Consider the following 16021-nt stretch of genomic DNA (forward strand, 5'->3'; position numbering starts at 1 on the left):
GCTGGGTCACCCCGGTCGGGTTCTCGTCCGGGCCGTCAGCGGCTCTCCAGCCGCAGCCTGACCTCCTGCTCCTGGTCGCCGGCGGCCGTGCCGACGACGCTCACCGCGAAGGCGCCGGTGAGGTGGGTACGCAGCCGGTCGACGGCCCAGTAGCCGCCCTGGGCGTCCACCGTGACCGGCTCGGTGAGGCGGGCGGGGGTGGCCGCCGCCCTCGGTTCGGACACGTCCACGGTGGTGACCCAGACGGTCGGGCGGGGGCCCGACGCCGGTGTGGGGGTCTCTCCCATCGGGTGGTCGGACGCGAAGGCGGCGGCGAGCACGTCGAACACGGTCCGCGCGTCCTGTGTGTCACAGCGGCTGAGCGAGACCACCACCTCCCGGGCCTCCGGGTGATGTTCGCCGCTCTGCTCCGGGGTGCTGTTCACCGTGATTCCTTCCGCTGGGGTGCCGGCCGTCGGGACCACTCCAGGCTGACCCCGCATCCGGCCGACGGCGACACGGGGAAGCGTCCGGAAGAGGGGCTTGAGCTTCCGGAGAGCGGGCAGGAGGGCGGTCCTGGCCCACGGTCTTGAAACGCGTTTCCCCTGAGATACCCATAAAACATGAATTGCTGTGAATAGCTGACTGATGCCCTTCTCCCGGGGTATGCGCATTGCATGGATGTTCTGAATGCAGTCAATGCGGTCGAGGCGTCGGCCGAGGTCCCGCTCGCGGCGAGCACGGGGGCGCTCGGGGTCGTCCTGCCCATCGTGGGGCTGGCCGTCGTCGCCCTGCTGATCGGCGGTTTCATCCTCACCAAGCGCAAGCACGACGCCGAGCCGCCGCCGCCCCAGCCCCATGAGCAGCCGGAGAAGCCGGATCAGCGCACCCACATCGAGGAGCACGACCCGCACTCCTCCGACCGTTTCCCCGAGGACGGCCACGCCCTGTCCCCGTACGAGCTGAAGGACCACGGCAACGGTCCGCTGCCGCCCGACGAGGAGCGGCCGCGCGGCTGACGGGCCGTCCCGGGGCGCATCAGGCCGGCCCCCTCCGCGCAGGAGGGGGCCGGCTCGGCGGTTCTCGGCGCGACCCTGGCGATGGCGGGCATGGTCCCGCACCTGACCACCGGGAGTGTGGTCCGGGAGCGGCGGCTTCGCTGGGCATCGGGCTGCTGCTGCTCCACGTGGCTGACCCGGGCCCCCGCGTTGCGGGACCGGGCGGGCCGGTCGAGGCTGGTTGCTGGACCGCAGCGGCAGGGCAGGACGCCGCTCCCCGACGAAGGCAGTGGACCATGACCGGAAGCGATCCCCGTACGGCCTCGGCAGCACCGCTCACGGGGCCGGCCGCACCGTGCTGGGTCACTCTCATGACCCGGAACCTGGAGACCGCCGAGCGGTTCTACGCGCAGGTCCTGGGCTGGTCGTTCCGCCCCGGGCGGCTCGGGGCGGACTACGCCGTGGCCTACCGCGGCGAGGTGCCGGTGGCCGGCGTCCTCGCCGTCTCCTCGGTGTACCAGGTCGCGGTGGCCTGGACGCCGTACTTCGCGGTGGAGGACGCGGACGTGGCCGCCGCCCGGGTCCGCGAGCGCAGCGGGACCGTGGCGGTGGGACCGCTGACGCTCGGCAAGGGGCGCGGGGTGCTGGCGTCGGACCGGGACGGAGCCTCCTTCGGCCTCTGGGAGCGCACCGAGGACTCGGCCTCGCCGCCGGCCCCGGCCGACCACGCGCACGCATGGCTGCGGCTGCGGACCCGTAACGCCTTCGACGCGGCGATCTTCTACGGCGAGGTGCTCGACTGGGCGAGCGGGCGGCCCGGGTGCTGCGATGTCGCCTACGAGGGCGACGAGGTCATCGTGCGGTGCGAGGGACATCCGCTGGCCCGGATCAGCTCCGGGGCCGTGGAGGCGGCCGTCGACCCGGCGGTGCGCCCGCACTGGCTGGTCCAGTTCCCGGTGACGGACCTTGCGGCGACGGTCTCCGCGGCCGGGCGGCACGGCGGCGCCCTCGTCGAGGAGCGCACCGGCTTCGGGGGCACCGAGGTCACCCTGCGGGATCCGGACGGCGCGCTGTTCGCGGTGACCGATGTGCGCAGCCCGGCCTGATCCGCTTCAGGTGGCGTCGCTCCCCCGGTCGGTCGGCTCGGCCCCGCCCCCGCCCCTTTCCTCGTCGTCGGTCTCCGGTCGGCCGGAGCGCCCCCGGGCCAGGGCCCATACCGGGAAGACGAACCAGCAGGCGACGAACCAGAGGGCCATCGCTCCCACGAGCCACAGGGCCAGCTGGTTGTGCAGGGCGACGCGCAGGATCAGCAGGAGCACCGAGCACATCGTGCAGAACAGCAGCACCAGGCCGAGCACCGTCATCCGGGAGGCCCAGATGACCGTCTCGGGCTTCATCCGGCGACCGGTGAGGAGCCGGTGGTACGACACCGGGCCGATGAGCGCCGCCGCGGTCGCCGAGCCGAGCATCACCGTGACGACGTAGATGTTCCGGTCGGTGTCGCCCAGCTCCGCGAACCGCGACTGGAAGACCACCGCGAGCAGGAAACCGAAGAGGATCTGCACCCCGGTCTGGGCGACACGCAGTTCCTGGAGCAGTTCGGACCACTGCCGGTCCGCCCGCTCCTCCTGGGTCTCCTGACGGCCTCTGCTGGATGTCACGTGGCCTCCCTTTCTCCTTGAGGGGCCCGGCCGGGGGCGGCGTGCCGATGGCCGGATCTCACAGGTTCCCCACGGGCACGGGCGTAACCCCATGGACCGGTGTGCGCGGCCCGCCTATGATCACGGCAGGGCATCGCGCGTCGGTCACCGGCCGGGTGAGGCGTGGAGGTAGCCCGTGAGATGCCCGTTGGAGGCATTCCACCGTGTCAGTCGAGTTGAACCACACCATCGTCCATTGCCGGGACAACCGCGAGTCCGCCGAATTCCTGGCGGAGCTGCTGGACCTGACGGTCGGAGAAGAGTGGGGTCCGTTCGTTCCGGTCGTTCTCGCGAACAGCGTCACGCTGGATTTCGCGACGGTTCCCGCCGCTTCGATCACCCCGCAGCACTACGCCTTCCTCATTTCGGAGGCGGAGTTCGACAGCGCGTTCGCGAAGATCCAAGCTCTGGGGATCGATTTTTTCGCCGATCCCCATCAGAGGATTCCCGGCGAGATCAACCACAACGACGGCGGACGGGGCGTGTACTTCCCCGACCCGAGCGGTCATGGCATGGAGTTGATCACCCGCCCGTACGGCGGCTGACCGGCTTCTGAAGCACCCCGTCCCGGAGCCCGGCCCGCACACTGCGGCCGGGCTCCGGTCGTTCCCGGCGGGGCGCGCCTCAGCCTCGGCCGATGCGGAGCAGGAGTTCGGGGCGGTCCCACATGACCGCCGGCGGGTCGGCCCGCACGGTGCCGACGGGCTCGGCTCCGATGTGCCGGTAGAAGCCCTCGGCGGGCGGGTGGGAGACGATCCGGACGCCCGTGAGTCCGGCGCTCCGCGCCTCCTCGCGCAGATGGGCGGCGAGCTGCCGGCCGACACCGAGCCCCTGGGCGGAGTCGGCGACGAACATGAGGTCCAGTTCCGGCGGGTCGAGAAGCAGCGCGTAGAAGCCGAGGATCCGGCCCGTACCGCCGTCCGCGGCGACGAAGACCCGGTGCGCCTCGATGTAGTCGGGCCCGACCCGGTAGCCCTCGACCATCGGGGCGTACGGGCCCTCGTAGGCGCCCGAGGTGCGGACGAGCCGGGTCAGCCGGCCGGCGTCGCCCGCCGAGGCCCGGCGGACCGTCACGTCGGCACGCCGCGGTGCGCGTCCGCGCCGCCGCCCTGCCCTGTCCGATTCCATACGGCGAGTATGCGGCACCGTGGTGGCGGCTTCAGGCCGGGTCGCGTTCCTCGCGCCAGCGGCGGACGGTTTCGTCCACGTCGAAGGGGACCAGCCGCAGCGGCGGGCCCTCGGGAGGCCTGCGGATCGCCCGCTCGATCTTCTCGTTCACCTCGGTCAGGATGCGCCGCACCTCGGCCTCGGTGCGGGCCGCGGCCACCGCGCGGGGTACGTCCTCCGCCTCTTTGCGCAGGGCCAGCGCGGGCGGCAGCATCGACACGCCCTCCCGCTGCATCTTCTGCTTGATCCACCAGGCCTCGTCGTACGGGCGTTCCAGGCCGGCGATCGGCTTCCCGAAACCCGGGAGCGCGGAGAAGTCGCCGCGTTGCTCCGCCTCGTGGATCTGCCGGTCGACCCAGGACTCGAAACTGACTCCCGGTGGTTTGCGCTCCGTCATCGCGTGCCCCTCCGACCCTCCGCCGATCCGACGTTCTCACCCTACACAGAGCGGTGCGCGGAGCCCTCCCGGCGGAGAGCCGCTGCCTCGAACGGGGATCCGGGGGTACACGAACCCCTGCACCTCGCCCGGCGGCTGCCGCCGGGCTCGGATCGAAAGGGGTTGACCACTGTGCGACAGCAGAGCTACGTACCGGCCGATGAACGCCGGAGGCGGTAGCCATGACGACAGCGATCATCATCATCGCCGTGGTCGCCGTGGCGGCCATCGCCGCCTTCTTCCTTCTCCGTGGACGTCCGGTCGGCGGCCGGGGGCTGCGCGGCCGCTTCGGGCCGGAGTACGACCGTGTGGTCGCGCGGCACGGCGGGGACACCGCGGCGGCCGAGCGGGAGCTCGGCGACCGGGTGAGGCGGCACGGGCACCTGGACGAGCGCCCGCTGACCGAGGAGGCGCGCGCACGGTACGCCGCCCGCTGGGCGAGCGCCCAGGAGCTGTTCGTGGAATCGCCGGAGCGCTCGCTCACCGAGGCCGACGCGCTGCTGGCCGATCTGTCGCGCGAGCGCGGCTTCCCGGACGGCGAGGACTTCGAGGACCGTACGGACGCGCTCTCCGTCCACCACGCCGCGCACGTCGACGGCTACCGCCGGGTGCACGCCGCCCGTCGCGGGGATGTGAGCACCGAGGAGATGCGTGAGGCCCTGATGGAGGCCCGCGGGCTCTTCGACGGCCTCCTCGCGGACGGTCCGTCGGGACGTGAGCACGGCAACAGGCATCTGGTGAAGGGACGCGGTACATCATGACGCGGACACCGAACGGAAAGACGGGTCTGCCCGAGGGCGCCGGCCCCATCGACACGGGTACGCCCGTGAGGGGCCCGGTCGCTCCCGTGACGGCTCCGAGGACGGTCACGGGCGAGGAGCCGGCCGGCCCTATCGGGGCGGACCCCCGTACCGCCCCCGGGCCCACGGTCTCCGAGACCCCGGGCCACACGGTCCCCCAAGCCGGGCCGGACGCCGGCCGGGGGACGGCCGAGGGCGGCCCCCACCCCGGCAGGCCGTTGTTCGCCCCCGAGGAGCGGGAGGCGTTCGCCGCCCGGATCCAGCAGGCGGTGACCGGCTTCGTGGAGGACCCGCACCGGGCGGTGCGGGAGGCCGACGCCGCCTTCGACGAGGTCGTCGCGAGCCTCGGGGCCGCCCTGGAGGAGCGCGGGCGCCGCCTGCGCGCGGGGAAGGACGGGAGCGACCCCGCCACCGGGGCGGAGACCGAGGATCTGCGGATCGCCCTCCAGCACTACCGCGACCTGACGGAACGCCTCGTACGCCTGTAGCCGGGGCCGCGACAGCAGGTCGCGAGGTGGCCGGTCCGGCCGGGAGACGCCCGGCCGGACCGGCCACCCTTCCGTGCCCCCGCCCTTCCGTGCCCCGCCCTTGCCTCGGCGGCACGGAAGGGCGGCCGGTTCAGCCCCGGATCACCAGGCCGTCGCGCAGCCGATCCAGTGCGGCGTCGGGTACGCGCAGCCCGTCGCGCACGTAACCGTCGAGGCCGCCCCAGCGTTCGTCCATGGCATCGAGCGCCACATCCAGGTAGCGGGGGCGGACCTCGATGATCGCCGCGGCGACGGCGGGGTCGCCGCCACCGTCCAGGAACTTCGCCACGTACGGGGCGAAGGCAGCGCGTACGGCGGGATTGACCGCGAGGAAATCCGACCGCACCGTCGCACGGGCCGCCCCCAGGAGCATCAGCAGAACGGCTGCCGCCCAGCCGGTACGGTCCTTGCCCGCCGTGCAGTGGAAGAGCACCGGGCGCGCACCGGGGTCGGCGGCCGTCTCCAGAAAGGCCCGGTAGGCGGCCGCGGCACCCGGCGAGAGGACCATCTTCCGGTAGGTCTCGGCGAACAGTTCCTCTGCCCTGCCGCCCCCCAGCGTCCGTTCCGCCTCCACCGGGTCGGCGAGCAGGGACCGCAGCCGGGCGGGCGCCACACCCGGGTGGTCGCCCAGCACATCGGCGACGAAGAGCCTGGCCCGGTCCGGCAGCCGGTCCGGGGCCCACTGGCGTTCGTCGGCGGTGCGCAGGTCCACGACGGTGCGGATGCCGAGCGCGGACACCGCCCGGTCGCTCGCCGGGTCGAGCTCGCTCAGCTGACCCGAGCGGAACAGGACGCCCTGCCGCACCCGGCGGTCACGGCCCAGGGCGATACCGCCCAGGTCGCGCAGATTGACAACGGTGGCGGCCGGAACGGTCCGGGCGGTCTGCACGATGAACTGCCTCTTTCCCCGATGAATTCCAGGAATTCCACATATCAGGATCAACGTCGAATGCAGCAAGGAAAGCGCCACCGGAGAGCTCCGGGCGGCACCCCGGGGCGTCGGCCGGGCATCAGTCCGACAGGAGCTTCGTCTTCTGCTCCACGAACTCGTCGTCGGTGAGGACGTCCCGCCTCCACAGTTCGGCGAGCCGCTCCAGCCGGGTGATGATGTCGTCCCCCGCGACCTCCTGGTCACTGACATCACCGGAATCACCGGCCCCGAGACGCTCGTGCGCGACGAACGCGCCCCCGGCCTCGCGGGCCGCGCGGGCGAGCCGCGTGGTCCACAGGTCCTCCCGGACGACGATCGCCACGACATCGCCCGCGGGCAACCCCCGGCCGAGCCTTTCGACGTCCTCCGCGCCCAGGACCGGCGCCGCCCCGCCCTCGGCCGTATCGCCGGGAACCACTCCCTCGGGGTCCAGCTCCCGCAGTTCCACCGGGGCCGGCGTGCCGCCGTCGACCCTGCGCACGAAGGCCAGGTCGCCCGCCCGTACGGCTCCGGACGACACGGCGTCGGCGAGCACGGGGGCGACCACCCCGGTGAAACGACTGCCGGGAAAGGCGATGACGAGGTACTCCACAGGTCCGACGGCCACGGTCGCGTCCTCTCCGTGTCCCGGCGGCCACGGGGGGCGCCGGGGTGGATACGGCATTCCAGGGATGGCATAAAAAATCAGGAAACTTCGCACATAATATGCATCTCCGCCCCGATTCATCCCGATGTCGAGGACCGCCGTGTTGCCGCCGCCCGGCCGACTACGCGACCGTATGTAAAGGATCAAGTACATCTCCGCGAGGGCAAGGTCACAGCCTGTGCCCCTGCTGCTGGTTCGGCGCACTGGCCTAGCATCTGAGCATGACGGTCCAGCCTGCTGACGGGCTCTCTCCGGCCGCCGCGTTCCCCGACCCTTCCCATGACCAGTGGCAGACCCTCGTAGAGGGCGTACTGCGCAAGTCGGGCAAGGAAGTCCCGGGCCCGGCCGCCGAGGAAGCGCTGTCCACCACACTGGAGGACGGGATCACCACCCGCCCCCTCTACACCGCACGAGACGAGTCGCCGGACACCGGCTTTCCCGGCTTCGCCCCGTTCACCCGGGGCAGCAGGGCCGAGGGGAACGCGGCAGGCGGCTGGGACGTGCGCCAACGCCACACGCTGTCCGACCCCGCCCGGCTCAACGAGGCGGTGCTCGGCGATCTGGAGAACGGCGTCACCTCCCTCTGGCTCACCGTGGGCGGCCCGGTGGGCGTCCCCGTCGACGGGCTCGCCCGGGCGCTCGAAGGCGTGTACCTCGACCTCGCGCCCATCGCCCTCGACGCCCCGGCCGACCTGGACGCCGCGGCGACGGAGCTGCTGCGGCTGTACGGGGAACGCGGCGTCGCGAAGAGTGCGGCGCGCGGCACGCTGGGGGCCGACCCGCTCGGCCACGAGGCCCGGACGGGCGTCGAGGCGGATTTCACCGCCGCCGTGCGCTGGGCGCGGATGTGCGACGCGGAGTACCCGGGAATCCGGGCCATCACCGTGGACGCACTCCCCTACCACGAGGCCGGCGGTTCGGCCGGCGAGGAGCTGGGGCTCTCCCTGGCCTCCGGCGTCGCGTATCTGCGGGCCCTCACCGGTGCCGGGATGAGTGTGGCAGCGGCCTGCGGGCAGCTGGAGTTCCGCTACGCGGCCACCGCCGACCAGTTCCTGACCATCGCCAAGCTGCGCGCGGCACGCCGGCTGTGGGCGCGGGTCGCCGAGGCCTCCGGGGCCCCTGGCGCCGGATCCCAGCGGCAGCACGCCGTCAGCTCGCCGGTGATGATGACCCGCCGCGATCCGTGGGTGAACATGCTGCGCACCACGCTGGCCACGCTGGGCGCGGGGGTGGGCGGCGCGGACTCCGTGACCGTGCTGCCGTTCGATCACGCACTGGGCCTGCCCGACGCGTTCGCGCGGCGGATCGCCCGTAATACCTCGACGATCCTCATGGAGGAGTCGCACCTGGCGCGTGTCATCGACCCGGCGGGCGGCTCCTGGTACGTGGAGCGGCTGACCGACGAACTCGCCTCGGCCGCCTGGGCGTTCTTCCAGGAGACCGAGCGGGCGGGCGGTCTGCCCGCCGCCCTGCGCTCCGGGACGGTCGCGGAGCGGCTCGCCGCCACCTGGGCGGCGCGCAGCGCGAAGCTGGCCCGCCGCAAGGAGCCGATCACCGGGGTGAGCGAGTTCCCGCAGCCGGGCGAGCGCCCGGTGGAGCGCGAGCCCGCCCCCGACGCGTACGCGGGTACTCCGGGCGGGCTGCCCCGGGTCCGGCGCGACGAGGCGTTCGAGGCGCTGCGCGCCCGCTCCGACGCGCACCTCGCGGCGACCGGGAGCCGCCCGAAGGTGTTCGTCGCCGCGCTCGGTCCTGCCGCCGCGCACACCGCGCGGGTCTCCTTCGCCGTCAACCTCTTCGGCGCGGGCGGGATCGAGGCGGTCCACGAGCCGGTGTCGGAGGCCATCGAGGAGGGGGCCGCCGCCGCCGCCGGCGCGCTGACCGCCTCCGGGGCGAGGGTCGCCGTTCTGTGCTCGTCGGACACGCTGTACGCCGAGCAGGCGGAGCAGGTGGCCGGTGCGCTGAAGTCGGCAGGAGCGGTACGGGTGTTCCTCGCGGGACGCCCCGGCGAGTATGCCGATGTCGACGCCTATGTCTTCGCCGGCTGCGACGCGGTCGCCGTTCTCACCTCCGTACTCGACCGCATGGGAGTGGCGTGATGCCGACATCGCCCACGGACCGGAAATCCTCCGTTCCCGACTTCTCCGACGTGCCGCTCACGGCCGACGCGCCGCCCGCCGGTTCCGCCGAGGAGTGGCGTGCGGCCGTGACGAAGGCCGCCGACGGTTCCGAGGCCCCGCTCTGGGAGACGCCCGAGGGCATCACGGTCAAGCCGCTCTACACCGGTGAGGACCTGGAGGGCCTGGACGCGCTGCACTCGTATCCGGGGATCGCCCCGTATCTGCGCGGGCCCTACCCGACGATGTACGTCAACCAGCCCTGGACGATCCGTCAGTACGCCGGTTTCTCCACGGCCGAGGAGTCCAACGCCTTCTACCGGCGCAACCTCGCGGCCGGCCAGAAGGGTCTGTCGGTCGCCTTCGACCTGCCCACCCACCGGGGCTACGACAGCGACCACCCACGGGTCACCGGCGACGTCGGCATGGCCGGGGTGGCGATCGACTCGATTCTCGACATGCGCCAGTTGTTCGACGGCATTCCGCTGGACCGGATGTCGGTGTCGATGACGATGAACGGCGCGGTGCTCCCCGTACTGGCGCTGTACATCGTGGCCGCCGAGGAACAGGGCGTGCCGCCCGAGAAGCTGGCCGGGACCATTCAGAACGACATTCTGAAGGAGTTCATGGTCCGCAACACCTACATCTATCCGCCGTCGCCCTCGATGCGGATCATCTCCGACATCTTCGCGTTCACCTCAAGGAAGATGCCGCGCTACAACTCCATCTCGATCTCCGGCTATCACATCCAGGAGGCCGGGGCGACGGCCGATCTGGAGCTGGCGTACACGCTGGCCGACGGGGTGGAGTATCTGCGGGCCGGGCAGGAAGCCGGGCTGGATGTCGACGCGTTCGCGCCGCGACTGTCGTTCTTCTGGGCGATCGGCATGAACTTCTTCATGGAGGTCGCGAAGTTGCGGGCGGCCCGGCTCCTGTGGGCGCGGCTGGTCAAGCAGTTCGACCCGAAGAACCCCAAGTCGCTGTCCCTGCGTACCCATTCGCAGACGTCCGGCTGGTCGCTGACCGCGCAGGACGTGTTCAACAATGTGACGCGTACGTGCGTGGAGGCGATGGCCGCGACGCAGGGACACACCCAGTCGCTGCACACCAACGCGCTGGACGAGGCGTTGGCGCTGCCCACCGATTTCTCCGCCCGCATCGCCCGTAACACGCAGCTCCTCCTCCAGCAGGAGTCCGGCACCTGCCGGGTCATCGACCCGTGGGGCGGCAGCGCCTACGTGGAGAAGCTGACGCGGGACCTGGCGGACCGGGCCTGGCAGCACATCGAGGAGGTCGAGGCGGCCGGCGGCATGGCGAAGGCCATCGACGCGGGCATCCCCAAGCTCCGGGTGGAGGAGGCCGCCGCGCGCACGCAGGCGCGGATCGACTCCGGGCGGCAGCCGGTGATCGGGGTGAACAAGTACCGGGTGGAGACCGACGAGAAGATCGACGTCCTCAAGGTCGACAACTCCTCGGTGCGCACCCAGCAGATCGAGAAGCTGCGCCGGCTGCGCGAGGAGCGCGACGAGGTGGCGTGCCAGGAAGCGCTGCGCGCGCTGACGGCCGCCGCCGAGCGAGACCCGGGCCCGGGCCTGGAGGGCAATCTGCTGGCGCTGGCGGTCGACGCGGCGCGGGCGATGGCCACGGTCGGGGAGATCTCGGACGCGCTGGAGAAGGTGTACGGACGGCACGCCGGGCAGATCCGTACGATCTCCGGTGTGTACCGCAAAGAGGCAGGAGAGTCCCCTTCGGTGGACCGCACCCGCGCACTGGTCGAGGCCTTCGAGGAGGCCGAGGGCCGCCGTCCGCGCATCCTCGTCGCCAAGATGGGGCAGGACGGGCACGACCGGGGCCAGAAGGTGATCGCCACGGCCTTCGCCGACCTTGGCTTCGACGTGGACGTCGGCCCGCTGTTCCAGACGCCCGGCGAGGTGGCGCGGCAGGCCGTCGAGGCCGACGTGCACATCGTGGGCGTCTCCTCGCTGGCGGCCGGACACCTCACGCTCGTGCCCGCGCTGCGCGAGGAGCTGGCCGCCGAGGGGCGCGAGGACATCATGATCGTGGTGGGCGGGGTGATTCCGCCGCAGGACATCGAGGCGCTGCACGAGGCGGGCGCCGCCTCCGTCTTCCCACCGGGGACGGTGATCCCGGACGCGGCCCACGACCTGGTCACGCGGCTCGGCGCCGCGCTCGGCCACGAGCTGTGAGCCGCTGACCTGATGGCTGCGAAGATCGACATCGACGGCTATGTGCGGGGAGTCCTCGACGGGAAGCGGGCGTTCGTGGCGCGCGCGATCACGCTCGTCGAGTCGACGCGGGCCGAACACCGGGTGCTGGCGCAGGAGTTGCTGAGCCGGCTGTTGCCGCACGCGGGGGCGGCCCGGCGGATCGGGATCAGCGGGGTGCCCGGCGTGGGCAAGTCCACGTTCATCGACGCGCTCGGCACGATGCTCACAGGGCTCGGGCACCGGGTGGCAGTCCTGGCGGTCGACCCGTCCTCCAGCCGTACGGGCGGCTCCATCCTGGGCGACAAGACCCGGATGGAACGCCTCGCGGTGGACCCGGCCGCCTTCGTCCGCCCCTCCCCCACGGCGGGCACGCTGGGCGGGGTGGCCAAGGCGACCCGGGAGTCCATCGTGGTGATGGAGGCGGCGGGTTACGACGTGGTGCTGGTGGAGACGGTGGGCGTCGGACAGTCGGAGACGGCCGTCTCCAACATGGTCGACACCTTCCTGCTGCTGACGCTGGCCCGTACCGGCGACCAGTTGCAGGGCATCAAGAAGGGCGTCCTGGAGCTGGCGGACGCCATCGCGGTCAACAAGGCCGACGGCCCGCACGAGCGTGACGCCCGCTCGGCCGCGCGCGAACTGGCTGGCGCGCTGAGGCTGATGCATCCGGCGGACGCGGCCTGGACGCCCCCGGTGCTCACGTGCAGCGCGCGTGAGTCGAGTGGTCTCGACACCCTGTGGGAACGGCTGGAGCAGCACCGGACGCTCCTGGAGTCGAGCGGCCGGCTGGCGGCCAAGCGCCGCGACCAGCAGGTGGACTGGACGTGGACGATGGTCCGCGACGCGTTGCTGGACGGTCTGCACAGCCACCCGGCGGTGCGGAAGCTCGCGCCGGAGCTGGAACAGCGGGTCCGGGAGGGCACGTTGACGGCGACGCTGGCCGCCGAGGAGATCCTCGCGGTGTTCCGCGGGGGCGAGTTCCGTGAGGCCGGAGCGCGCCGCGAGGGCGGTGCGGGAGAGCCCGGCTGAGCGTGTCGCCGTCGCCCGCCGGGGCGAGTGCGCCGAGGGAGCAGGTCTACATCGAGCGGGGCATCGCGGGCGTACGGCCTCGATTCGTCTATCCGTTGATCCGGCTCGCGCACACCGGGCCGTTGACCATCCGCGAGCTCGCGAAGTCCCTGGGGCGCTCGCACTCCGCGACCAGCCAGACCGTCGCCGCCATGCGCGACGCGGGGCTCGTCACCTCCGAGCCCGGGCCCGACGCCCGCACCCGGCGGATCGACCTCACCGACCGCGGCCGGTCGCTGGTGCCGTTCCTGGAGGCGGAGTGGCGCGCCACCCACAGCACGGTCGCCGAGCTGGACGGCGAGGTCCCGACGCGATGACCGCCGTCGTCGAGGACGTGCGGCGGGCGCTGGAGCGCAGGTCGATGCGGCAGCGGGTCCTCCACCACCTGACCGAGCCGCCCCGGTGAAACGGCGTGTCGGCGGCCCGTTCCTCGACACCCGCCCGCTCCGGGGCAATCAGCCGTTCCGCGACCTGTGGATCGGCACCTCCGCATCCCAACTCGGCGGCCAGACAGCCATCGTGGCGGTGCTGGCCCAGGTCTGGGAGTTGACGGGCAGCCCGGTGGGCACGGGTGCCATCGGGCTCGCCACCGGTCTGCCGATGGTGCTGTTCGGCCTGGTCGGCGGGTCCCTGGCCGACGCGCATGACCGCCGTACGGTGGTACGGGCCGCCACCGCGGGGCAGGTGGTGGCCGCCGCGGGGCTCTGCGCCCAGGCCCTGGCGGACAACCGCAGCGTGCTGCTGCTCGCCCTGGTTGCCGTGGGAACGAGTTGCGGCGCTCTCGGAGCACCCGCCCGGCGCACCTTCCCGGTCCGGCTCCTGCCGAGCGACCAGGTGGCGGCCGGGCTCGCGTTGACCAACGTCTCCTTCCAGACGGCGATGCCGGCCGGCCCCGCGCCGGCGGGGCTGATCATCGCCGGCTGGGGCTTCTCCGCCGCCTACGCGGCTCAGGCCGTGGCCGTGACGGTCGCGTTGCTCGCGGTGGTCCGCCTCCCCGCCATGCGCCCCGAAGGCGCCGCCGCGTCAGGCGGCGGGCCCCGGACCGAGCCTGGCGGCCGGCTGATCGTGCTGCGCCGCCCGACGCTGTGGGGCTCGATGGCCACCGACCTGTCCGCGACGCTGCTGGCCATGCCCATCGCGCTCTTCCCCCTGGTCAACGAGATCCGCTTCGGCGGAGACCCGCGGACCCTCGGCCTGTTCCTCTCCGCCGTCTCGGTCGGCGGGATCACGGCGGGCCTGCTCTCCGGCATGGTGACGCGCCTGCGCCGCGCCGGTCTCGTACAGCTGTACGCGGCAGGGATCTGGGGGCTGGCGCTGGCCTGTTTCGGCCTGGCGGGGTCTCTGTGGCCGGTGCTCGGTTGTCTGGCGGTGGCGGGCGCCCCCGAGAAGCCATCCGCCCCCACGGCCCTCGCCCCGGCGGAAGCGACAAGTGATTAGGCCGGCTCAGACGCCGACCGCCGGCACGCGGACGGTCGGTACGACGACGGGCGCCCCGTCGGAGGTCGCGGTGAGGATCTCCGCCTCGATGCCGTAGAGCTCCTGGACCAGCGCGGTGTCCACGGTCTCGCGGGGCGGCCCCGTGGCGACGATCCGCCCGTCGCGCATGGCGACCAGGAGGTCGGCGTACCGTGCGGCGGCGGCGAGGTCGTGGAGCACCATGACGATGGTGCGGCCCTGCGCGGCGACTTCGCGGACCAGGTCCAGGACCTCCACGGCGTGGCCGATGTCGAGGGCGCTGGTGGGCTCGTCGAGCAGGACGACGGGGGTCTCCTGGGCGAGGGACATGGCGAGCCAGCAGCGCTGACGCTGGCCGCCGGAGAGCTGGTCGAGCCGGCGCCCGGCCAGGGCGGCGGTACCGGTGGCCTCCAGGGCGCGGGTGACGGCGTTCTCGTCCTCCTGCGACCACTGGCGGAACAGCCCCTGGTGCGGATGGCGTCCGTACCGCACGAGTCCGACGACGGTGACCGCCTCGGGCGCCTGCGGGGCCTGGGGCAGCAGGGCGATGCGGTGGGCCGCGTCGCGCTGGCGCAGCTGCCAGACGTCGGCGTCGCCGACGAACACCCGGCCGGAGCGCGGCTGGTGGAGTCGGGCCATCGAGCGCAGAAAAGTCGACTTGCCGCAGCCGTTGGGGCCGACGATCGCCACGACCTGCCCGGAGGGGACGGTCAGGTCGACCTGATCCACGGCGGTATGACCGGCGTATCCAGCGGTGAGCTGTTCGACTCGGATTTCCACGGAGACAGGCCTTTCCGAAGGACTTGGGCACCACTTTGCCCGATGTCGCTAAAGTAAGGCTAACCTTAGCTCGCTCACGAGCCGCCGGACGCACCCGTGTGACCGTACGGCCGTCGACGCCTCATGTCCCGTTGAACCCGGAGCCCTTGATGATCCTGCACCACCGCCCCACCCGTGCCGCCGCCCGAAGAGCGGCGCGCGCCGTCGCCGCGCTGGGCGCCGCCGCCCTGCTCCTGACGGCCTGCGGAACGGACTCCGACTCGGGCAAGTCCTCCGGGGACAAGGCCGGCAAGGCGGACAGCGCCTCCTCCGCGACCCGTACGGTCAAGGACGCCACCGGAAAGGCGGTCGAGATACCGGCGGAGCCGAAGCGCGTCGTCACCCTGACCCAGGAAGACCTGGACGCGGTACTGGCGTTGGACATCAAGCCGGTCGGCATCACCAACGGCCAGGGCCTCGACAAGCCGCCGGCCTACCTCGCCGACAGGGTCGAGGGCATCGACGTCGTGGGCAACCTGCTCCAGCCGGTCATGGACAAGGTCGTCGCCGCGAGGCCCGACCTGATCCTCGCCGGGGACATGCAGGACGAACAGGTGCTCAAGCAGTTGCGGGAGATCACCCCGGCCACGCTGGTGACGATGGCGCCGACCGACGACTGGAAGCTGTTCTTCCGCGGTGTCGGCAACGCCGTCAACAAGCTGGACGACGCCAACAAGTTCATCTCCGGCCATGAGGCCGCCGCCAAGGCCGCCGGGGAGAAGCTGGGCGCGAACAAGGGCGCCGAGGTCTCCATCGTCCGCTGGAACCCGGACGGGCCGAGCTGGATGGAGAACAAGCAGTTCGCCAGTGGCGTCGCCCTGGAGATGGGGCTGAAGCGGCCCGCGTCCCAGAACAAGGACGGCAACGCGCACACGCCGTCGCTGAGCCTGGAGAAGATCGACGAGATCGACGGCGACTGGCTGTTCCTGTCGACGCTCACCTCGGACGGCGCGAAGGCGCTGAAGGACGTCCAGTCCAAGCCGGCCTACAAGGAGCTGGGCGCCGTCAGGGACGGCCACACGGTGACCGTCGACGGCTCGGTGTGGTCCACCCGGGGCGGTCCGCTCGCGGCGGACGTCGTCCTCGACGACTACGTCAAGGCGCTCTCGGCCAAGTGACCTCCGGGTGACTTCCACGCCGTGCGGCCCGGACC

General features: G+C 72.3%; 18 protein-coding genes. 11 read left to right on the forward strand and 7 right to left on the reverse strand.

From position 1 onward, the window contains the following. Window positions 1–35: 35 nt before the first annotated feature. Window positions 36–425 carry a hypothetical protein gene (locus ACH4KB_RS22905; RefSeq protein ID WP_398067733.1) on the reverse strand — a complete coding sequence of 130 codons (390 nt, stop codon included), beginning with the start codon at window positions 423–425 and terminating at the stop codon, window positions 36–38. A 231-nt stretch (window positions 426–656) separates the two neighbouring features. Between ACH4KB_RS22905 and ACH4KB_RS22910 the strand changes: the two genes are divergently transcribed. Beyond that, entirely contained in the window at window positions 657–998 is a 342-nt protein-coding gene (locus ACH4KB_RS22910) for a DUF6479 family protein (protein WP_398067734.1), read from the forward strand. Window positions 999–1273: 275 nt separating this feature from the next. Beyond that, window positions 1274–2083 carry a VOC family protein gene (locus ACH4KB_RS22915; RefSeq protein ID WP_398067735.1) on the forward strand — a complete coding sequence of 270 codons (810 nt, stop codon included), beginning with the start codon at window positions 1274–1276 and terminating at the stop codon, window positions 2081–2083. A gap of 6 nt (window positions 2084–2089) precedes the next feature. On the opposite strand, the gene ACH4KB_RS22920 is transcribed toward ACH4KB_RS22915, so the two are convergent. Next, window positions 2090–2638: a DUF6328 family protein gene (locus ACH4KB_RS22920; protein ID WP_398067736.1), complete on the reverse strand. Its 549-nt coding sequence runs from the start codon at window positions 2636–2638 to the stop codon at window positions 2090–2092. A gap of 203 nt (window positions 2639–2841) precedes the next feature. Between ACH4KB_RS22920 and ACH4KB_RS22925 the strand changes: the two genes are divergently transcribed. Beyond that, window positions 2842–3222 (forward strand): VOC family protein, encoded by a 381-nt coding sequence (locus ACH4KB_RS22925; protein ID WP_398067737.1) that lies wholly within the window; start codon window positions 2842–2844, stop codon window positions 3220–3222. A 79-nt stretch (window positions 3223–3301) separates the two neighbouring features. On the opposite strand, the gene ACH4KB_RS22930 is transcribed toward ACH4KB_RS22925, so the two are convergent. Both ACH4KB_RS22930 and ACH4KB_RS22935 read right to left on the reverse strand, forming a co-directional pair. Continuing rightward, window positions 3302–3805, reverse strand: coding sequence for a GNAT family N-acetyltransferase (locus ACH4KB_RS22930; protein ID WP_398067738.1), 504 nt, complete (start codon window positions 3803–3805; stop codon window positions 3302–3304). Between the two features lie 31 nt (window positions 3806–3836). Beyond that, complete coding sequence (locus ACH4KB_RS22935; RefSeq protein WP_398067739.1) at window positions 3837–4241, reverse strand: DUF1992 domain-containing protein; 405 nt, start codon at window positions 4239–4241, stop codon at window positions 3837–3839. Window positions 4242–4462: 221 nt separating this feature from the next. Between ACH4KB_RS22935 and ACH4KB_RS22940 the strand changes: the two genes are divergently transcribed. Both ACH4KB_RS22940 and ACH4KB_RS22945 read left to right on the forward strand, forming a co-directional pair. Then, window positions 4463–5041, forward strand: a complete 579-nt coding sequence (locus ACH4KB_RS22940) for a hypothetical protein (protein WP_398067740.1) — start codon at window positions 4463–4465, stop codon at window positions 5039–5041. Continuing rightward, a complete protein-coding gene (locus ACH4KB_RS22945) occupies window positions 5038–5568 on the forward strand; it encodes a hypothetical protein (protein WP_398067741.1) in 531 nt (176 codons plus the stop codon). The genes ACH4KB_RS22940 and ACH4KB_RS22945 overlap by 4 nt, the downstream gene beginning before the upstream one ends. Before the next feature lie 130 nt (window positions 5569–5698). Here ACH4KB_RS22945 and ACH4KB_RS22950 read toward each other — a convergent pair whose 3' ends face one another. Beyond that, window positions 5699–6496, reverse strand: coding sequence for a tyrosine-protein phosphatase (locus ACH4KB_RS22950; protein WP_398067742.1), 798 nt, complete (start codon window positions 6494–6496; stop codon window positions 5699–5701). A 121-nt stretch (window positions 6497–6617) separates the two neighbouring features. Next, window positions 6618–7145, reverse strand: coding sequence for a DUF6325 family protein (locus ACH4KB_RS22955; RefSeq protein ID WP_398067743.1), 528 nt, complete (start codon window positions 7143–7145; stop codon window positions 6618–6620). 260 nt (window positions 7146–7405) lie between these two features. On the opposite strand from ACH4KB_RS22955, the gene ACH4KB_RS22960 reads away from it, so the two are divergent. The 5 genes from ACH4KB_RS22960 to ACH4KB_RS22980 all read left to right on the forward strand — a co-directional run bounded on the left by ACH4KB_RS22960 (window position 7406) and on the right by ACH4KB_RS22980 (window position 14031). Next, complete coding sequence (locus ACH4KB_RS22960) at window positions 7406–9280, forward strand: methylmalonyl-CoA mutase family protein (RefSeq protein WP_398067744.1); 1875 nt, start codon at window positions 7406–7408, stop codon at window positions 9278–9280. Further along, complete coding sequence (gene scpA, locus ACH4KB_RS22965; protein WP_398067745.1) at window positions 9280–11505, forward strand: methylmalonyl-CoA mutase; 2226 nt, start codon at window positions 9280–9282, stop codon at window positions 11503–11505. The genes ACH4KB_RS22960 and scpA overlap by 1 nt, the downstream gene beginning before the upstream one ends. Before the next feature lie 12 nt (window positions 11506–11517). Then, on the forward strand, window positions 11518–12555 hold the full coding sequence (gene meaB / locus ACH4KB_RS22970; protein WP_398067746.1) for a methylmalonyl Co-A mutase-associated GTPase MeaB: 1038 nt from the start codon (window positions 11518–11520) through the stop codon (window positions 12553–12555). Window positions 12556–12557: 2 nt separating this feature from the next. Next, complete coding sequence (locus ACH4KB_RS22975; protein ID WP_398067747.1) at window positions 12558–12911, forward strand: MarR family winged helix-turn-helix transcriptional regulator; 354 nt, start codon at window positions 12558–12560, stop codon at window positions 12909–12911. 85 nt (window positions 12912–12996) lie between these two features. Continuing rightward, on the forward strand, window positions 12997–14031 hold the full coding sequence (locus ACH4KB_RS22980) for an MFS transporter (protein ID WP_398067748.1): 1035 nt from the start codon (window positions 12997–12999) through the stop codon (window positions 14029–14031). A gap of 6 nt (window positions 14032–14037) precedes the next feature. Here ACH4KB_RS22980 and ACH4KB_RS22985 read toward each other — a convergent pair whose 3' ends face one another. Beyond that, on the reverse strand, window positions 14038–14829 hold the full coding sequence (locus tag ACH4KB_RS22985) for an ABC transporter ATP-binding protein (protein WP_398067749.1): 792 nt from the start codon (window positions 14827–14829) through the stop codon (window positions 14038–14040). Window positions 14830–14978: 149 nt separating this feature from the next. Between ACH4KB_RS22985 and ACH4KB_RS22990 the strand changes: the two genes are divergently transcribed. Further along, the gene (locus ACH4KB_RS22990; RefSeq protein WP_398067750.1) at window positions 14979–15986 is read left to right on the forward strand and encodes an ABC transporter substrate-binding protein; all 1008 of its coding nucleotides are present in this window, start codon (window positions 14979–14981) and stop codon (window positions 15984–15986) included. The last annotated feature ends 35 nt before the right edge of the window (window positions 15987–16021 follow it).

The organism is Streptomyces sp. NPDC017520 (assembly GCF_044329855.1).
Classification (GTDB): domain Bacteria; phylum Actinomycetota; class Actinomycetes; order Streptomycetales; family Streptomycetaceae; genus Streptomyces.